An 18837-nucleotide genomic window follows, 5' to 3' on the forward strand; every position below is an offset into this window, starting at 1 on the left:
GGCGTTCATCCGCCGGCCAGCAGCAGCCGCGCGGCGCGGGGTTCGGCCACGGCGAGCAGCAGGCGTTCCAGCGCGACCCACGCATCGCCCGGCTCGCGCCCCTTGGCCATGCGGTCCACCCGCCCCACCGCGGCCACGAAGCGCTCCCAATGCCCCCCGGCATGCCGTTGCAGGGCGCGCTTGTAGATGGGCTGCTTGGAGTCCCATACGCGCAGCGCCTTGAATTCGCCCACCAGCGCATTGCCGCCGCTGGCCTGTGCACGGGCCAGCCTGGCCAGCAACTGCAGTTCGCGCACCACCATGCCCAGCACGGCGGGTACCGCCTCGCCCTCGGCGCGCAGGCCCGCCAGCATCCGCGAGACCTGCGCCGATTGCCCGTTGAGTGCGGCGTCCAGCAGGCGGAACACGTCAAAGCGTGCCGCGTCGGCCACCAGGTCCTGCATGCGTGCGGCATCCAGCGGGGTGCCGTCGGCCAGCAGGGCCAGCTTGTCGACCTCCTGCGCGGCGGCCAGCAGGTTGCCGTCGATGCGTTCCACCAGCACCTGCACCGCGTCGCGGTCGGCGCGGACACCACGCGCGCGGAGGCGGCGCTCGATCCAGTCCGGCAGTTCATGCGGCTTCACCTGCCAGGCGATGGCGACCTGGCCGACACGGCCGATCGCCTCGCTCCACTTGCCGCCGTGCTGCTTGCTCCATTCACCCCCGGTCACCAGCAGGGTGACGTCGGCGGGCGGTGAGGCACAGAATTCCTCGATCAGCCGGCCGCCTTCCTTGCCCGGCTTGGCGGTCGGCAGGCGCAGTTCGATCAGCCGCCGCGACGCGAACAGGCTGGGTGCGCTGAAGCTGGCCTTCATCGCGTCCCAATCGGGTTCGCGATTGCCTTCCTGCTCATGGACCTCGCGCTCGCTGAAGCCCTGGGCGCGGGCCGCCACGCGCAGGGCGTCGGCGGCCTCCAGCACGCGCAGCGTTTCCGGGCCCGCGATGAGGTAGGCAGGTTTGAGCGGCCCGGATTCGAGCTGGGACGCCAGCTGCTCGGGCTTCAGCTCCATCTCAGGGCTTGACTTCGGCCGGCGGCGGCGGTGCGTCTTCCACCGGCGGCGCGGTGCCCGCCGCCTGCATCGCCGCCCTGGCCGCGTCGGTTTCCACCGGGAGCAGGGTGCTGCTGGCCGCCCCACCTTCCTGTCGCTTGACCACCGCGTCGATGCGGCGCAGCACGGCCGCCGCCATTTCGCGGCGCAACTCCCGCACCAGCACCTCGCGCTCACCCTCGGTGCCGATCGCGTTGGTGGGCGCGGAGATGTAGTCACGCGACAGCTCGATCGCCTGTTGCGGCACCAGCACCGTGCCGTCGGCCCGGCGCAGTTCGAAGATCACCGCATAGCGCAGGCTGTATTCCTGGGAGCGACCAAAGGCGTCGAGCGCGATGGGCAGGTCACCCCACCGCTCGGAGAACAGGTCCAGCACCGCGGCCGGCGCGGCGGCGTCGGTGGCGGGAACCGCGCCGGCGCGCGACAGCGACGTCGCCAGCGTTTCGGCCAGCGGGCTGTAGCGATCGACGGACACCACCTTCACCGGCCCCAGGTCGGGGGGCAGGGTCAGGGCATTACGCAACTGGAAGCCGCAGGCCGAGAGGGCCAGCACGAGGACAACAGGCGCCAGGGCGCGCAACGGACGTCGGATCATGCGGGGAGTCTGTACGAGGTGGCGGTCTGCATCAAGGCGCAAGCGGGTCGGCGCAGGCTCAACTGGCCACGATGTTCACGATCTTGCCCGGCACCACGATCACCTTGCGCACGGTCAGCCCATCCACGTACTGGGCCACGTTGGGCTCGGCCAGCGCCAGGCGCTCGGCCTCGGCCTTGTCCACGTTGACCGGCACCTCGATGGTGCCGCGCAGCTTGCCGTTGACCTGCACCGCCAGGGTGACCGCGTCGCGCACCAGCGCGGACGGATCCGCGACCGGGAACGGCACGTCCTCCAGCACGGTTTCCGGGTGGCCCAGCGCCTGCCACAGCGCGTGGCACACGTGCGGCGTCACCGGGTTGAGCAGCAGCACCATCGCCTCCAGTGCTTCGTGGCGCACGGCCCGCCCGGCGTCGCCCAGGTCATCGAACTTGCCGAGGTGGTTGAGCAGCTCCATCAGTGCCGCGATGGCGGTGTTGAAACTGTGCCGGCGACCGTAATCGTCGCCCACCTTCTGGATGGTCTCATGCAGCTGGCGGCGCAGGGTCTTCTGCGCCGGGGTCAGCACGGTGCCAGCCTGCAGCAGCGCGGCCACCTCCGGATGGTCCGGCTGAGCCACATGGGACACGACTTCGCGCCAGAAGCGGCGCAGGAACCGCGCCATGCCTTCCACGCCCGCCTCGTTCCACTCCAGCGACAATTCGGGCGGCGCGGCGAACATCGAGAACAAACGCACGGTGTCGGCGCCGTACTGGCCCACCATGACCTGCGGGTCCACGCCATTGTTCTTGGACTTGGACATCTTCTCGACGCCACCGATGACCACCGGCTGGCCATCCGCGCGCAACGTGGCACCGGTGATGCGGCCGCGCTCGTCGCGCACCACATCCACGTCGGCCGGGTTGAACCAGTCCTTCGCGCCGTTGGGCTGCTCGCGGTAGAACGTCTCGGCGATGACCATGCCCTGGGTCAGCAGGTTGGTGGCCGGCTCGTCGCTGGCCACCAGGCCCTGGTCGCGCATCAGCTTGTGGTAGAAGCGGAAGTACAGCAGGTGCAGGATCGCGTGCTCGATGCCGCCGATGTACTGGTCGACCGGCGTCCAGTACTTCGCGCGATCGTCCACCTGCTGCGCGGCGCCCGGCGAGGTGTAACGCGCGTAGTACCAGCTGGACTCCATGAAGGTGTCAAAGGTGTCGGTCTCGCGCTCGGCCGCGCCGCCGCACTGCGGGCAGGTGGTCTTGCGCCACTCCGGATCGGCCTTGATCGGCGAGGTGACGCCACTGAAGGCGACGTCTTCGGGCAACACCACCGGCAGCTGGTCTTCCGGCACCGGCACGTCGCCGCACTTGCCGCACAGGATCACCGGGATCGGGCAACCCCAGTAGCGCTGGCGGCTCACGCCCCAGTCGCGCAGGCGGAAGTTGACGCGGCGCTGGCCGCGGCCTTCGCGTTCGAAACGGGTCGCGAGTGCATCGAGCGCCTGCTGGAAGTCCATGCCGTCCAGCTCGCCGGAATTCACCAGCCAGCCACGTTCGGTATAGGCGCCCTGCTCGGCGATCGAGCGCTGGAACTCTTCGACCACCTGCACGGCGGCATTGTTGTCGTAGGCACCAGTGGAGGCGCCGGCCAGCGCATTGGACATCGGGTCCACGTGGCGCCCGGCATGCTGGCCCAGCTCGGCCAGCGCATCGCGCACCGCGGTGGAGACGATCACCATCCTGATCGGCAGGTGGTAGGCCTGCGCGAATTCCCAGTCGCGCTCGTCATGGCCCGGTACGGCCATCACCGCGCCGGTGCCGTAGTTCATCAACACGAAGTTGGCCACGAACACCGGCACCTGTTCGCCGGTGATCGGGTGGATGGCGCGCAGACCGGTGTCGCGACCGCGCTTGACCTGGGTTTCCAGCTCGGCCTCGGACACGCCGCCCTGGCGCAGCTCGGCGATGAACGCGGCCAGGTCGGTGTCGGTCCGCGCGGCATGCTGCGCCAGCGGGTGCTCGGCGGCGATGGACACGAAGGTCACGCCCATCAGCGTGTCGGGGCGCGTGGTGAACACGGTCAACGGCTCAACGGCATTGCCCGCGCCATCGACCACGTCAAAGCGGATCTCAAGGCCTTCGCTGCGGCCGATCCAGTTGCGCTGCATGGTCTTGACTGCATCCGGCCAGCCCGGCAGCGTGTCCAGGCCGTCCAGCAGCTCCTGCGCGTAGTCGGTGATCTTGAGGAACCACTGCGGGATCTCGCGCTTCTCCACCAGCGCGCCGGTGCGCCAGCCACGGCCGTCGATCACCTGTTCGTTGGCCAGCACGGTCTGGTCCACCGGGTCCCAGTTGACCACCGAGTTCTTGCGGTAGGCCAGGCCCTGCTTCATCAGGCGCACGAACATACGCTGCTCGTGCACGTAGTACTCCGGCGTGCAGGTGGCGAACTCGCGCGACCAGTCGATCGCGTAGCCCATCTGCTGCAGCTGCGCCTTCATGTGCGCGATGTTGGCATAGGTCCACTTGGCCGGCGCGGTGTTGTTCTTGATCGCGGCGTTCTCGGCCGGCAGGCCGAACGCGTCCCAGCCCATCGGCTGCAGCACGTTGTGGCCGGTCATGCGCTTGTAGCGGCTGATCACGTCGCCGATGGTGTAGTTGCGCACGTGACCCATGTGCAGCGCGCCCGACGGGTACGGCAGCATCGACAGGCAGTAGTACTTGGGCTTGGCCGAGCCCTCGTCCACCTCGAAGGCCTTGACCTGGTTCCAGTAGCGCTGGGCGGCGCCCTCGACGCTCTGCGGGTCGTAGGCCCGCGGGTCGGTGGCGTTGGAATCGGTCTGGGTGGCTTCGGTGGACACGGCGGCGTGCTGGGCGGTATGGGGACCGGACAGGGTACCGCAGCGCACAAAAGGCCGCCAATCGGAAGGCAGGCCCCTGCCCGCGGCCAACCCTGCGGCCTTCGGGCCACGCATCCACGGCCGTGTGCACCGTGACTCCCGACACGGCTGGAGATCGCCCCTGCCGCTCGATGGCCGATCCGGCAAACGGGGTGGCGTGGCTTTGGTCACCCAACCACTAGCACATCCACGGAATCAGGCAGGCCGATTAACGTCGCTACACGCCAGACGGATTTGCACCATGTCTCCCGCCATCCAGACCCACGCCCTCACCCGGCATTTTTCCGGCCAGTACGGCGTCACCGACCTCGAGCTGAGCGTGCCCGTCGGCGCCGTCTACGGTTTTCTGGGCCCCAACGGGGCCGGCAAGACCACCACCATCCGCCTGTTGTTGGGCCTGCTGCAGCCCGAGCGCGGAGAGATCCTGCTGCATGGACAGGCACTGACCCGCGACCGGCGTGAATCGCTGGCGAAGGTGGGTGCGCTGGTCGAGTCACCATCGCTGTACCCGCACCTGACTGGCCGGCAGAACCTGGACGTGACCCGTCGCCTGCTTGACCTGCCGCGTGGCCGCATCGACGAGACATTGGCCATCACCGGCATGCGCAATGCCGCCGACCGTCGCGTCCGCGACTATTCGCTGGGCATGCGCCAACGCCTGGCCATTTCACTGGCCCTGCTGGGCCAGCCGTCACTGCTGATCCTGGACGAGCCAGGCAACGGGCTCGATCCGGCGGGCATCCAGGACATGCGGCAACTGCTGCGGGCGCTGGCCAACGACCACGGCATCACCGTGTTCGTTTCCAGCCACCAGCTAGGCGAAGTGGAACAGATCGCCAGCCACGTGGGCGTGCTGCACGAAGGAAGGCTCCGCTTCGAAGGCACGATCGAGGCCATGCGTGCGCGCTGCCACTCGCACCTGCGCGTGCAGTGCGACAACCCGGTGCGTGCCGCCGGCCTGCTGATGGCGGCGGGCGAAACCGTGGGCCATTCGGGGCTGGACCAGCTTTCGATCAGCCTGCAAGCCCGCAACGAAGCCGAGATCAACCGCCTGCTTGTCGAAGCCGGCGTCCAGGTGTCCAGGCTGGCGCGCGAGCACGTGTCGCTGGAGGCATTCTTCTTCGATGTCACGCGCGCGCCCGCCACCCAGCTGCAGGAGGCCTTCGCATGAACATGATGATGCGCGCTCTCTCGGCCGAGGCGCTCAAACTGCGCGGCACGCTGGCCCTGTGGGCGTCCTTGATCGCGCCGGCGCTGGTGGTGGCACTGATCGTGCTGCAGTTGACCATTCGCGATGTAACGCGCCCCGAGCCGATGGCGCCCGCCGAGGCGTGGGTGGCGTTTGCCAGCATGGCCCTGCAGTTGTGGGCCTTCCTGATGATGCCGCTGTTCATCACTCTGCAATCGGCGCTGCTGGCCGGGCTGGAGCACGCCAACCACCAATGGAAGCATCTGCTGAGTCTGCCCGTCCCGAAGGGCATCCACTACCTGGCCAAGCTGGCCGCGTTGTTGGCGCTGACGGCGCTGGCCTTGCTGGTACTTGGCCTGCTGCTGCCGTTGGGCGGATGGATGCTCATGCGGCTCCACCCGGAGCTCGGCCTCGGCGGACCGCCTCCGTGGAAGATGTTGGCCACCGCGATCCCGGCCTGCCTGGCGGCCAGCGCGCTGATCATCGCCATCCACACCTGGGTTTCCATTCGTTGGCGCAACTTTACCGTAGCCGTTTCGGTCGGTATCGCCGCCACGGTAGCCGGTTTCCTGATCATGCAGTCGCGCAAATACGGGATGTATTACCCCTGGTCGATGCCGCTGCAGGTGTTTGCCAACGATGGCGCGCACCTGCGCTTTGCCGTGACCGCCAGCCTGCTGGGCGGAAGCCTGGTATCGCTCGCAGGCCTGTGGAATTTCGTCCGACACGAGGACGCCTGAGCGCCCTCGTTGTCATAAGATCAAACAGCTGTTCCCATCAAGTCGCTGAGCGGGGGCCCGCTTCGGCGGGCTTTCCTGCATTCATACACCGGAGACCACCATGCGTCGCACTGCCCTTGCCGCCCTGATCGCCTGCGCCGCTGCCCCCGTGTTCGCCGCAGACCAGCCGCTGGCCCTGCAATGTGGCGACCTGTTCGACGCCCGCAGCGGAAAACTGGTCGGTGCCCGCACCGTGGTCATACGCGACGGCAAGGTGGCCGAGGTGCTCGCGGGCGGCACAGCAGTTCCGGGCGCCACCGCCGTCGACCTGGCCGGTCACACCTGCTCGCCCGGCTGGACCGACCTGCACGTACACATGGCCAGCCAGTCCAGCCCACAAAGCTATTCGGAGGGATTCCGACTGGACGAAGTGGACTTCGCGTTCCGATCGGTGGACTACGCGAAGAAGACGCTGATGGCCGGATTCACCAGCGTCCGCGACCTCGGCGGCGAGGTGGCACCGCACCTGCGCGACGCCATCAACCAGGGACTGGTCGATGGCCCGCGCATCTGGGCGGCAGGCAAGTCCATCGCCACCACTGGCGGCCATGCCGACCCCACCAACGGGGTCAACAGCGTGCTCGCCCACCTGATCGGCCCGCCCGGTCCGACCGAAGGCGTCATCAACTCCATCGATGATGCGCGCCAGGCCGTGCGCCAGCGCTACAAGGAAGGCAGTGACGTCATCAAGATCACCGCCACCGGCGGCGTGCTGTCGTACGCCAAGTCCGGTGACGCACCGCAGTTCACGGTGGAAGAGGTGAAGGCCATCGTCGACACGGCCAGGGATTACGGCTACGGCGTGGCCGCCCACGCACATGGCACCGAAGGCATGAAGCGTGCGGTACTCGGTGGCGTGACCAGCATCGAGCACGGCACCTACATGACCGACGAGGTCATGTCGCTGATGAAGCAGAAGGGCACGTGGTACATCCCCACCATCTACGCCGGCCGCTTCGTTGCGGAGAAGGCCAAGCAGGACGGCTACTTCCCCGAGGTGGTGCGCCCAAAGGCCGCGCGCATCGGCGCGTTGATCCAGCAGACGGCGGAAAAGGCCTACAAATCAGGGGTGAAGATCGCCTTCGGCACCGACATGGGCGTAGGCCCGCACGGCGACAACGCGCGCGAGTTCGTCTACATGGTCGAAGCCGGCATCCCCGCCGCCATGGCCCTGCAGGCGGCCACGATCCGCGCGGCTGAAGTGCTGGGGGTGGAGGACCAGGGCGTGATCGAGACGGGCAAGCGCGCGGATATCGTCGCCGTGCCGGGCAATCCGCTGCAGGACATCGGCGCGGTGCTCAAGGTCGATTTCGTGATGAAGGACGGCAAGGTCCACCGCCAGCCGTGAGATCGCGGAACCGCGGGGCGCGGCCTGCTCAGCGCAGCGACCGCGCCACCATCGCGTAGCCCAGGAACCACGCTGCCAATGCGACGCGCTGTGCGAGCGGTCCGGGCAACAGCCACGGCGGCAAGGCGGCGAACAGCAGCACCAGCGCGCCCGTGGCCAGCGCCCAGCCGGATGCCGCGCGCCGCCAACGCCAAAACCCAGCCCCAAGCAGCAGCGCGCCCGGAACGAAGGCGATCCACCACAACGTCCACATGCTGGCGTGGCGCTGGCTGGTGGCGCCATCCAGATCGCGTGGATCCAACGGCCAGATCCCTTGTGCCGCAAACGCAATTGCCGACAGCAACCACAGGCTGGCGCCGATGCGGGGCCACCACCCTCCGGGCAAATCCCGGGCAGATACCGCCAGCCTCCCGCCAAGCGCAGCACGCAACCCCAGCGCACTCCACGCCATGAGCATGCCCGGCACGATGAAGCCGGACAGGTTGAAGGCCTGCGCCCGCGGCACACCCTGTGCCCCCAACAGACCGACCGGCATCAGGCCGTGCACGTACCCGGGCAGGGGCAGCGCAAAGCCTGCAAGGCTGAGCAGGCAAAGGACTGCGGCCAGGCATGCGGCCCAGGCAGCGCTACGGGAAGAGGTCAGGCGATTCATTCGCGCATGCTAGCGTGCCTGTCCCAAGGGGGGGCCCATCGGTTGCGGCGGCGCCTTCCCGCCCCCATCTGTGCCGCAGTACCTGACGAGAGCCACGCAATGACTGCCAACGCGCCCGCCCCCTACGTGTTCGACGCCACGGCCGAGACTTTTGAAGCCGAGGTCCTGCAGAAGTCGTTGCAGACGCCGGTGCTGATCGACTTCTGGGCCGAGTGGTGCGGCCCCTGCAAGCAGTTGGGGCCGATCCTGGAGAAGCTGGCCGCCGACTACAACGGCGCGTTCCTGCTGGCCAAGGTGGACGTGGACAAGGAGCAGCAACTGGCGGCCGCGTTCCAGGTGCGCTCCATTCCCACCGTGTTCCTGGTCAAGGACGGCCAGGTGGCGGACGGTTTCCCGGGCGCACTGCCCGAGGGCCAGTTGCGTGAGTTCCTCAAGCACCATGGCGTGGAGCCGGCCGCGGCCAGCGTCGAGAAGGAGGATGCCACCTCGCCCGCGCCCCTGGACCCCCATGCCGAAGTGGCCCGCCTGCGCGACGAGGTGGCCGCCGCCCCCGGCCAGGACGAGCTCAAGCTGGAACTTGCGCTCGCTCTGCTGCAGACCGGCGCGGCACCCGAGGCCGAACAACTGCTGGACGCACTGCCCGCCAACCTGGCGACCGACGACCGGGCGATCCGCGCCCGGGCGCGCCTGGGCTTTGCCACGGCGTTGAAGGACGCGCCGACCCTGCCGGCACTCAGTGCGGCCCTGGCCCGCAACCCGGATGACCTGCGCGCATGGCACCTGCTGGGTGTACAGCACCTGGTGGCGGGCGAGTCCGAGCAGGCGCTGGAAGCCTTCCTGGAACTGCTGCGCCGCGATCGCAATTTCGAGGACGGCCTGCCGCGGCGGACGTTGATCGACGCCTTCCGCGTCATCGAGGACGAGGACCTCGTCGGCCGGTATCGCCGCAAGATGGCGTCGCTGCTGTTCTGACCCGGCCGGGGCCGCCCATCCGGGCCGCCGGGGCTTGACGGTACGCATGCGTATGGCAGGCTGTCCAGCCCCGCCGCGCATTGCACCTCAATGAACGCACGCCTCCTCCGCCATGGCCTGAACTGGTGGCCGCCTTTCCTGTTTGCCGGCATCCACGTCACCGCGCTCGCGGCCGATTTCCGCCATGCGCGCGTGGAGCTGCGCATGCGCCCGTGGAACCGCAACTACGTCGGCTCGCATTTTGGTGGCAGCCTGTTCGCGATGACCGACCCGTTCTGGATGCTGCTTGCACTCAACGCACTGGGCCCGGAGTACTACGTGTGGGACAAGGAAGGTGCCATCGAGTTCGTGAAGCCCGGCCGCGGCGTGGTCCGTGCCGACTTCGACCTTGCACCGCACGTGCTGGACGAGATCCGGCAAGCCACCGCCGGCGGCGGGAAATGCCTGCGCTGGTTCTCCAGCGACGTGGTGGATGATCGCGGCGAGGTCGTGGCGCGCATCCGCAAGCAGCTGTACGTGCGCCGCAAACCGGAACATCGCCCCGGGGACCCGGACAACGACGCGGGATGACCACCACGTCACCGCACGTGACATTGGGTCTGCGGTATGCTCGGACCCGCCACAGGGGGCCGCGATGACAACCACACCGCTTGGACATAACGACGCGCAAGCGCCGCTGCCGGAAATTCGCGGCTTCAAGCTGATCCGCCTGATCAATCGAGGCGGCATGTCGTCGGTGTACCTGGGCGAGCAGGTCACGTTGGGCCGCCAGGTGGCCATCAAGGTGATGGAGCCGCACGCGCTGGCCGACGAAACCAGCCGCCGCCGCTTCGAGAACGAAGTACGCACCATCGCCCGCCTGGAGCACCCGCACGTGGTGCGAATCCACGACGTGGGGCGCACCGCCACGGGCCTGCCCTACTACACCATGCCGCACCTGGCGCGTGGCCACCTGGGGCGCCGCAGCTTTGCCGGCAACGAAGCCGGCGTCATCGCCACGCTGCGTGCGCTGCTGTCGGCACTGGACTATGCGCATTCGCGCGGCGTGGTGCACCGCGACGTCAAGGCGGAGAACGTGCTGTTCGACGAAGCGGACCGGCCGCTGCTGGCCGACTTCGGCATCGCGCTCCGCCGCGGCTTCGGTGCACGCGTCACGTCGGCCGGACTGGCAGTGGGCAGCACGGCGTACATGGCGCCCGAGCAGGCCCGCGGCGAGGACGTGGATGGCCGCGCCGACCTCTACAGCCTGGGTGTGCTCGCCTGGGAAATGCTCACCGGGTTGTTGCCTTACCGGGCCGCCGACGCTTTGTCGATGGCCGTCATGCATGCGCAGGACCCGATCCCGAAACTGCCGACGGCATTGCGCCATTGGCAGCGTTTCATGAACCGCGCACTGGCGAAGGCGCCCACCGACCGTTTCGCCAATGTCGCGGAGATGTCCGGGGCCCTGGATGACATCGAGCGCCACCGTGGCTGGCCGCTGCTTGCATCATTGGGTGACCGAGCGGCCAGATTGGGCCGCTCCCTGCGCGGACGACGCGCCGCACTGGCGGGTTTCGCCGCCGTGGTCCTGATCGGCACCGCGTATGCCATGTTGGCCGGAGCGGATCGGCCGCAACTGCGGACGCCCGGCACCCCAGTGGAACCGGCCACGCTGTCACAGGCCGATGCAGTCGCCCCGATGCTCCGCCCCCTGCCCGAAGCACCCTTGCAGGCGGCCTTGGAGGACGCGCGCCGTCAGCTTGGCGAGCGCAAGCTGCTCAGGCCGGTGGGAGAAAATGCCCGGGCAAGCGTCGTCACCGCATGGCGCCTCGACCCCTCCAGCGTCCAGGTGCGCGAGGTACTGGATGCGGTCACGAGCGCGCTGGGTGACGCCGCCGCGGCCGCCGTGCGGACCGGCAACGATGCCCAGGCGCGGGACTACATGACAGGCGCACGGCAACTGGGTGAGCAGACCGGTACCGCCACGTCCAAGGCACAGCTGGCGGTGATGGACCAGACAGCCAAGGCCATCGACGCGCGCATGCGGGCTGCCGAAGCGCGGCTTGACCAGGCAGCCGCCCGGGCCACCGCCGACCTTGCCCGTGACGTGGGCCTGCCCGCCGCCAGGATCAGCAGCCTGGTGGCGCGGGCCAAGGCCCTGCCCGGCAAAGGGCAGAAGGTGCCCGGCGACCCCGCGGGCAGCGTGGTGGGCAAGGGCCGCACCGCGTTGGCGCGCACCCCTGTCACCGTGGGTGATTATCAAAGCTTCGCCCGCGAAACCGGGCGCAAGGAAGCCCTTTGCCGGGAGCGGGCATCGTTGCTGCGCGTGGTCAAGCCGCGGACGTGGCGCGAGCCGGGTTTCAGCCAGGGAGACCGGGATCCTGTCGTCTGCGTGTCCCTGACGGACGCGGAGGCGTATGCCCGCTGGCGTAGCGAGCAAAGCGGGCATCGCTACCGCCTGCCGACGGCGGACGAAGCACGCGCGCTGGAAGCCCGCACCGGTGATCGCCCGATCGCCTTGTGGTCGGCCGATTGCGGCAGCAGCTGTTCGCGCCGTGTCGTCTCGGGCGCTTCGTGGCGCAACAAGCAGGACAGCCGCACGCTTGGGGCCGAACGCGGCTACGACGACGTCGGTTTCAGGCTGCTGCGCGAACTCTAGTCGTTCCGGGCGCCTATACAATGGCGCCCATGCGCAAACCCACCCTGCAACGGCTGTTCATTACCGGCCTGCTCACGCTCCTGCCCATCTGGCTCACCTGGGTCGTGGTCAAGTTCGTGTTCGTGCTGCTGTCCGAGATCAGCCACCCCGTCACCGGGCCTCTGCTTGAACAGCTTGCGGCCGACCACCCGGCCACGTTGCGGTGGCTGGTGGAGCCCTGGGTGCAGTACGGCATCGCCCTGCTTGCCACGCTGGCCGTCATCCTGCTGGCCGGCGCGATGGCGCGCCGCGTGTTCGGGCAGCGCCTGCTGCGCTGGCTTGAGTCGCTCATCCAGCGCGTCCCGTTCGCCAACATCATCTATGGCAGCGCACGGCAACTGCTGGACATCCTGCAGACCAAGCCCGACGGCACCCAGCGCGTGGTCCTGATCGACTTCCCGCATACGGAAATGAAGTCGATCGGCTTCGTCACCCGCGTGCTGCGCGAGCACGGTACCGGGCGCGAACTTGCCGCCGTGTACGTGCCCACCACACCCAACCCCACCTCCGGCTACCTGGAGATCGTCCCGGTGGAGAAGATCACGCCAACCGACTGGACCGTGGACCAGGCCATGAGTTTCATCATCTCCGGTGGCGCCGTGTCGCCGGAGACGATTCCGTTCTCGGTACCCAAGGCACCGGCGGAAACGGGTTGATGGCGTCGCACCTGCTGGGCGTGAATGACCTTTGGCCCATGCCCTCACGGTCAGGGCAGGCGAGGCTCCGGGTAATCACCCCGAGCCGGAGCCACCATGCTGCACCGCCTGCCCCAACTTTCGCTGCTGACATTGGCATTGGCCGCCACACTGGCCGGCTGCGCCACCACCGCGTCACCCGCCTCCACGGCCACCATTCCGGCGCAGACCGTCCCCGCTCAGGACAAGGCCAGTCGACTGACGGCGCTGTACGAACAGTACTGGGAAGAACAGCTCAAGCTCAATCCGCTCGCCGCCACGTTCCAGGGCGATCCCCGCTACAACGACCAGCTGCCCAACTTCTATTCCCCTGAGTACCGCGCGCAGGCCCGCGCGTTCACCGAACGCTGGCTGACGTCGGTCGAGTCGATCGGCCCCGAGGGACTGACCGGCCAGGACCTGTTGAGCTACGAGATCTTCGTGCGCGATGCGAAGCTGTCGCTGGAAGGCGATCGCTTCCCGGGTTGGCAGCAGCCGATCAACCAGTTCTACAACTTCGCCGCGATGGCGGTGCAATTGGGATCGGGTACCGGCGCGCAGCCGTTCAAGACCGTGCAGGACTACGACAACTGGCGCAAGCGCGGTGCACGGATCCCGGGCCTGTTCGACCAGGCCATCGCCAACAGCCGCGAGGGCATGAAGGCAGGCGTGGTGCAGCCGCGCGCGCTGATGGTCAAGGTGCTTCCGCAGCTGGATGCGCTGATCAAGCCCAAGGCGGATGACACGATGTTCTGGATGCCGGTGAAGAACCTGCCGGCTTCGTTCTCCGATGCGGACAAGGCGCGCATCACCGCCGAGTACCGGCAGATGATCGAAGGCGAACTGATGCCGGCCTACCAGCGCCTGCGCAGCTTCATCAAGGACGAGTACATGCCCGGCACGCGGACCACCGCCGGAATGGCCGCCCTGCCCGACGGCGACGCCTGGTACGCGTTCAATGCGCGCATGTCCACCACCACCGAACTGACGCCGGCCCGGATCCACCAGGTCGGACTGGACGAGGTGGCGCGCATCCACGGCGAGATGCGCAAGCTGATCGCACAAGTGGGCTTCAAGGGCGACCTGCAGGACTTCTTCAAGTTCATGCAGACCGACAAACGTTTCACCTTCAAGAGCGAGGATGCGCTGCTGGCACACTACCGGGGGCTCGAAGCGAAGATCAACGCGAGGATCCCGGAGCAGTTCTCGCTGCTGCCCAAGGCGCCGTTCGAGATCCGGCCGGTGGAACCTTTCCGCGCACAGTCGGCGGCGGGTGGTTCGTACATGAGCCCGAGCGAGGACGGCACGCGTCCGGGCATCTTCTACGTCAACACCTATGACCTGCCCACCCGCAAGACATGGGACGCCGAGGACCTGTACCTGCACGAGGCCATTCCCGGCCACCACTTCCAGATCGCGCTGCAGCAGGAGTTGACCGACCTGCCCAAGTTCCGTCGCTTTGGCGGCGAAACCGCCTTCTCCGAAGGCTGGGGCCTGTATGCCGAATCGCTGGGCAAGGACCTGGGGGTCTACACGGATCCGTACGACTATTTCGGCTACCTGCAGAACGAGCTGTGGCGCGCGATCCGGCTGGTGGTGGACACCGGCCTGCACAGCAAGGGATGGACGCGTGAGCAGGTCATCCGCTACATGCTGGACAACTCGGCCGAAAGCGAAACGCAGGCGACCGCGGAGGCCGAACGCTACATGGCCATCCCCGGCCAGGCGCTGGCGTACAAGATGGGCGAGTTGAAGATCAAGGAGCTGCGTGCACGTGCCGAGCGTGAGCTCGGCCCCCGCTTCGACGTGCGCGCCTTCCACGCCGAGGTGCTCAAGGATGGCGCGGTGCCGCTGTCGATCCTGGAGCGCAAGGTGGATCGCTGGATCGCCTCGCAACGGGGCTGAGGCCCGGGAAGAACGGGGACCTGCGAAGGGCCGGCGATGCCGGCCCTTCTGCATCGCGGCCGCCGGAATCCGCCTCCGGATCGCGGTGGAACAGGCGCGTGGACCGATTTTTGTCCAGCGCTGTCATTTTGCCCCGCGACAGGGCAAACTCAGGCGACATCCACCGCGCCGGGCGACCGCCCGAGCCATTCGCCCATGTCCATGGCCTCCAACACGTATGCGCCCCTGCCCTCGCCCCTCAACGGCCGCCGGTGCGCGGCGATTGGCGTAACGCGGCCGGAGGTGCGATGAATCCCACAGGCTACCTGCTGGCAGACATTGGCGGCACCAACGCGCGGTTCGCCCTGTCGGGCGGAGGCGCCGATGATCCGCCACTGGCAATGGACAGCGTCCGCGAGTTCGCGGTGGCCGACTTCCCGTCGCTGGCCGATGCCGCGCGCCATTACCTGCAGTTGGTCGAAGGCCAGGCCACGCGCGGCGTGTTTGCGGTGGCCGGCCGCGTGGACGGGGATGAGGCGCGGATCACCAACCATCCCTGGGTGATCTCCCGTTCGCGCACCCGCGCCATGCTGGGCTTCGATGACCTGGTGCTGATCAATGATTTTGCCGCCCAGGCGATGGCGATCACCCTGCTGACGCCTGGCGATGTCGCAGTGATCGGTGGGGCTCCGTGGATGCCACCGGGCCAAGCCGAACAGCGGACCTATGCGGTGATCGGTCCTGGCACCGGACTGGGCGCTGGCGGCCTGATGATCCGCGAAGGCCGGCCGCATCCGCTGGAATCGGAAGGTGGCCACGCCAGCTTCCCGCCGGGCACGCCCGAGGAAATCCAGATCCTGGAACGGCTATCGGCGCAATTTGGGCGTGTGTCCAACGAGCGACTCATCTGCGGGCCGGGGCTGGTCAACATCCACCGCGCCCTCAGCGAGATCGCCGGCGAGGATCCGGGGCCGATGCAGCCGTCGGACGTGACCCGGCGCGCCGCGGAGGGCGACGCGCGCTGCATGCGAACGCTGGATGTCTACTGTGCGGTGTTCGGCGCGATCGCCGGCGACCTGGTATTGACCCTGGGGGCGTGGGATGGCGTCTTCCTGACCGGCGGCCTGGTGCCCCGCATCCTTCCAGCGCTGCAGCACTCGGGCTTCCGCCAGCGCTTCGAGCACAAGGGTCGCTTTTCGGCAGCGATGTCCCACGTTCCCACGCTCGCGGTACTGCATCCCCAGGCGGGTTTGCTGGGTGCCGCGGCATTCGCACGTCGCGGAACCGTCCCCACCCCGGGCTGATTCCCACGGTCCCAGGCTGGAAAAGCAAAGGCCCCGCACATTGGCGGGGCCTTCCGTTTCTGACGCCACAACTGCGACGCTGGTGGAAGCCCAGGTCCGCCAGACGACGGACCTTGGCTTGCAGCCTTCAAGGGGTTGCGGGTGCCGCCCGGCAAGCCACCGCATCGGCGTGCCTGGCCGCACCGGCCACTACCTTGATGTCGGTGAATGCCGCCGAGAATGGCGCCGAGGCCGATATCGAGAATGGCACCTCCACGCCGCCGAGGTTCAGCCCTCGATCGGCGAAGCAGGCCAGCGGCACCTTGACGGTGTGCTTGCTACCCACCGAATAAGCGGACAGCGTGCCGGCCAGGTCAACGTCGGCACCACAGCCTGTTCCGCAGCCCATCGACAGCAGCACCGGGGCCTTGGGCCGTTGGTGCACCACCACGTCGAACTGCACCGCGGCGTCGGCACGCGCCATCGCGATCAGGTTGTTGCGGGCGGGGTTTGCCGCGTAGAACCGCCCCGGTGCCAGCCAGGTCACCTGCTTGGCGTCCTGCTGCGTGTTCACCTGCACGGTCTGCACGCGCAATGCCGGATTCGCCGTCGGGAATTCAAAACTGCGATTGAGATCAGCGCCTACCGCCCGGCTCGCATCACCTGCGGCCACGTGCAGCGTGAACGGAGGAATGTCGGCCATCTTGAACACCGGCAACACGCTGGCTTCCGCACAGGCCGCAGTGGTGTCGACCGGCAGGATGCCAAGCCGCGCGTCGCTGCCATGGCGAAGCCCATGCCCCACCGCGAACAAGGGGGCCGTCTGCGCGTTGGGGCATGCAACCGCCGGCCAGGGGAAACCAAGTGCACCCCGGAACTCGTGGGCGACGCCATTCCCGCGCTTGGCGAACAGCACGTCGGCCACGCCCTTGCCCTCCGACCCCGGCAGCCAGGCGGCCACGAATACCTGGGACAGGTTCATCAGGTCGTTGGTGTAACGCGGACGGCCCGACAGGAACACGGTGACCACGGGCTTGCCCGCCGATGCCACGCGCTGCAACACCGCAAGGTCCTCGGGATACTGGCGGCTGTGGGTGACGGTATCCGCCACGGCGATGTCGCCGTTGTACTCGGCATAGGGCGTCTCGCCCACCACGGCCAGCACCAGGTCGAACCCGCCCTGCGCGGCGGCACTGCCGTCGGCGCTGAACACCACGTTGGCCTCACCCACGGCTTCACGGACGCCGGACAGGATGGTATCGGCATGAGGGAAGTCCGCGTTGGTCGTGTCCGTGCCTTGCCAGGTCAGCGACCAGCCGCCGGCCTGCAGCGGCACGCTGTCGGCGCCCTTGCCCACCACCAGCACGCGCTGGTCGCGGCGCAGCGGCAGCACGCCCCCCTCGTTCTTCAGCAGCACCAGCGATTCGCGCACCGCGCGCCGCGCCAGGTCGCGGTGCTGCAGCGCCTCGACATCACCGGCAAAGCGGTTGGCCGACGGCCTGCTGCCGAACAGGCCCGAGCGCAGCTTGACCCGCAGGATCCGGGTGACGGCATCGTCGATGCGCGCCTGCGGAATCTCGCCGGCCTCGACCTGGCGGATGGTGTTGGCGATGAACGCCTTCCAGTCATCGGGCACCATGATCATGTCCACGCCGGCGTTGATCGCCGGTGCGCAGCTGGCATTGGTGCAACCAGGCAACTGGCCGTGGCCATTCCAGTCGCCGACGACGAAACCGTCGAAGCCCATCTTGTCCTTCAGCGCGCCGGTCAGCAGATCGCGGGCGCCATGCATCTTGCCGTGTTCCTCGCCGGTATCGGCGTCGGTCCAGCTGTTGTACGACGCCATCACTACCTGCACGCCGGCCTCGATCGCGCCGTAGTAGCCCTGCGCGTGCTCGTTGAGCATCTCGGCGCGGGTGATCCGGGCCAGTCCCTGGTCCTTGCCATTCTCGGTGGCGCCATCGCCGAGGAAGTGCTTGGCCGTCGCCACCACGTTGCCATCCTCGCGGAAACGGTCCTGCGCACCGCGCACGTACGCCACGCTGTAATCGCGCACCAGCGCCGCGTCGGACGAGAAACTCTCGTAGGAGCGACCCCATCGCGTGTCCTTGACCACGGCCACGGCGGGCGCGAACACCCACTGGATGCCGGTGGCGCGCACGCCGCGCGCCGTCGCGGCGGCGATCTGCTCGATCAGGGCCACGTCATGCGCCGCGCCCAGGCCGACGTTATGCGGGAACAGCGTGGCACCGTAGATGTTGCTGTGCCCGTGCATCGCGTCGGTGCCCCAGATGACCGGGACCGGAATCTTCGCGTTGGTGGCCATCGATGCATCGTGATAGCGGTCCGACAGCGACAGCCAGTCGGCCACCGAGGTGTGCTTGCTCTTGTCTGGCCACGAGCCGCCGCCATTGAGTACTGAACCGATGTAGTACTCGCGGACCTCGTCTGGCGTGATCGACTTGATCTCCGCCTGGGTCATCTGGCCGACCTTCTGCGCCAGCGTCATGCTGGCCAGGATCTCGGCCACGCGCGCCTCGATGGCAGGATCACGGGCGATGCCGCTGCGCAGTGCCGGCCAATCCGCCAGTTCCGTCGGGCGACTGCCCGCTGCGGTCGGGGTGGCGGCGCCCTGCCCTTGCGTGGTGGCGCACGCGACACATGCCAACAAACTGGCGCACAACAGCGATACACGAATCGGATTCACCAATCACTCCAAGGCAGTGCGACACAGGCGCCCGCAGGGGCGCTGTCGTTTGTATGTCCCGTGGATGGCCGGGGAACGCGGCGCGCGTTCCCCGGCCTTGCCAGGCCA

Annotated in this window: 14 protein-coding genes; 9 read left to right on the top strand and 5 right to left on the bottom strand. The window is 68.1% G+C overall.

The window, feature by feature from the left end; all coding sequences use genetic code 11:
- Window positions 1-5: 5 nt before the first annotated feature.
- The 3 genes from holA to leuS are packed head-to-tail and all read right to left on the bottom strand — an operon-like array spanning window position 6 to window position 4522.
- On the bottom strand, window positions 6-1049 hold the full coding sequence (gene holA / locus IP93_RS08480) for a DNA polymerase III subunit delta (RefSeq protein WP_144814470.1): 1044 nt from the start codon (window positions 1047-1049) through the stop codon (window positions 6-8).
- Window position 1050: 1 nt separating this feature from the next.
- Window positions 1051-1683, bottom strand: a complete 633-nt coding sequence (locus IP93_RS08485) for an LPS-assembly lipoprotein LptE (protein WP_144814471.1) — start codon at window positions 1681-1683, stop codon at window positions 1051-1053.
- 58 nt (window positions 1684-1741) lie between these two features.
- A complete protein-coding gene (gene leuS / locus IP93_RS08490) occupies window positions 1742-4522 on the bottom strand; it encodes a leucine--tRNA ligase (RefSeq protein ID WP_242006813.1) in 2781 nt (926 codons plus the stop codon).
- 280 nt (window positions 4523-4802) lie between these two features.
- Here leuS and IP93_RS08495 point away from each other — a divergent pair, with 280 nt between their 5' ends.
- The 3 genes from IP93_RS08495 to IP93_RS08505 all read left to right on the top strand — a co-directional run bounded on the left by IP93_RS08495 (window position 4803) and on the right by IP93_RS08505 (window position 7877).
- Window positions 4803-5732: an ABC transporter ATP-binding protein gene (locus IP93_RS08495; RefSeq protein WP_144814477.1), complete on the top strand. Its 930-nt coding sequence runs from the start codon at window positions 4803-4805 to the stop codon at window positions 5730-5732.
- Window positions 5729-6490, top strand: a complete 762-nt coding sequence (locus IP93_RS08500; protein WP_144814479.1) for an ABC transporter permease — start codon at window positions 5729-5731, stop codon at window positions 6488-6490. Before IP93_RS08495 ends, IP93_RS08500 begins: the two co-directional genes overlap by 4 nt.
- Before the next feature lie 100 nt (window positions 6491-6590).
- Window positions 6591-7877, top strand: a complete 1287-nt coding sequence (locus IP93_RS08505; RefSeq protein WP_144814481.1) for a metal-dependent hydrolase family protein — start codon at window positions 6591-6593, stop codon at window positions 7875-7877.
- A 28-nt stretch (window positions 7878-7905) separates the two neighbouring features.
- On the opposite strand, the gene IP93_RS08510 is transcribed toward IP93_RS08505, so the two are convergent.
- The gene (locus tag IP93_RS08510; RefSeq protein WP_144814484.1) at window positions 7906-8529 is read right to left on the bottom strand and encodes a DUF998 domain-containing protein; all 624 of its coding nucleotides are present in this window, start codon (window positions 8527-8529) and stop codon (window positions 7906-7908) included.
- Window positions 8530-8628: 99 nt separating this feature from the next.
- Between IP93_RS08510 and trxA the strand changes: the two genes are divergently transcribed.
- The 6 genes from trxA to glk all read left to right on the top strand — a co-directional run bounded on the left by trxA (window position 8629) and on the right by glk (window position 16043).
- Complete coding sequence (gene trxA / locus IP93_RS08515; RefSeq protein ID WP_144814487.1) at window positions 8629-9501, top strand: thioredoxin; 873 nt, start codon at window positions 8629-8631, stop codon at window positions 9499-9501.
- Window positions 9502-9591: 90 nt separating this feature from the next.
- Window positions 9592-10071 (top strand): DUF4442 domain-containing protein, encoded by a 480-nt coding sequence (locus IP93_RS08520; RefSeq protein WP_144814489.1) that lies wholly within the window; start codon window positions 9592-9594, stop codon window positions 10069-10071.
- A gap of 64 nt (window positions 10072-10135) precedes the next feature.
- Window positions 10136-12142, top strand: a complete 2007-nt coding sequence (locus IP93_RS08525) for a bifunctional serine/threonine-protein kinase/formylglycine-generating enzyme family protein (protein ID WP_158636309.1) — start codon at window positions 10136-10138, stop codon at window positions 12140-12142.
- Window positions 12143-12162: 20 nt separating this feature from the next.
- The gene (locus tag IP93_RS08530) at window positions 12163-12837 is read left to right on the top strand and encodes a DUF502 domain-containing protein (protein ID WP_144814494.1); all 675 of its coding nucleotides are present in this window, start codon (window positions 12163-12165) and stop codon (window positions 12835-12837) included.
- Window positions 12838-12933: 96 nt separating this feature from the next.
- On the top strand, window positions 12934-14760 hold the full coding sequence (locus tag IP93_RS08535; RefSeq protein WP_144814496.1) for a DUF885 domain-containing protein: 1827 nt from the start codon (window positions 12934-12936) through the stop codon (window positions 14758-14760).
- Window positions 14761-15047: 287 nt separating this feature from the next.
- Window positions 15048-16043 carry a glucokinase gene (gene glk / locus IP93_RS08540; RefSeq protein WP_144814499.1) on the top strand — a complete coding sequence of 332 codons (996 nt, stop codon included), beginning with the start codon at window positions 15048-15050 and terminating at the stop codon, window positions 16041-16043.
- Window positions 16044-16170: 127 nt separating this feature from the next.
- Here the strand turns inward: glk and IP93_RS08545 are convergent, their stop codons facing one another.
- The gene (locus tag IP93_RS08545; protein WP_144814501.1) at window positions 16171-18729 is read right to left on the bottom strand and encodes a glycoside hydrolase family 3 protein; all 2559 of its coding nucleotides are present in this window, start codon (window positions 18727-18729) and stop codon (window positions 16171-16173) included.
- Between the last annotated feature and the right edge of the window lie 108 nt (window positions 18730-18837).

The organism is Aerolutibacter ruishenii (assembly GCF_007830115.1).
Lineage (GTDB): Bacteria > Pseudomonadota > Gammaproteobacteria > Xanthomonadales > Xanthomonadaceae > Aerolutibacter > Aerolutibacter ruishenii.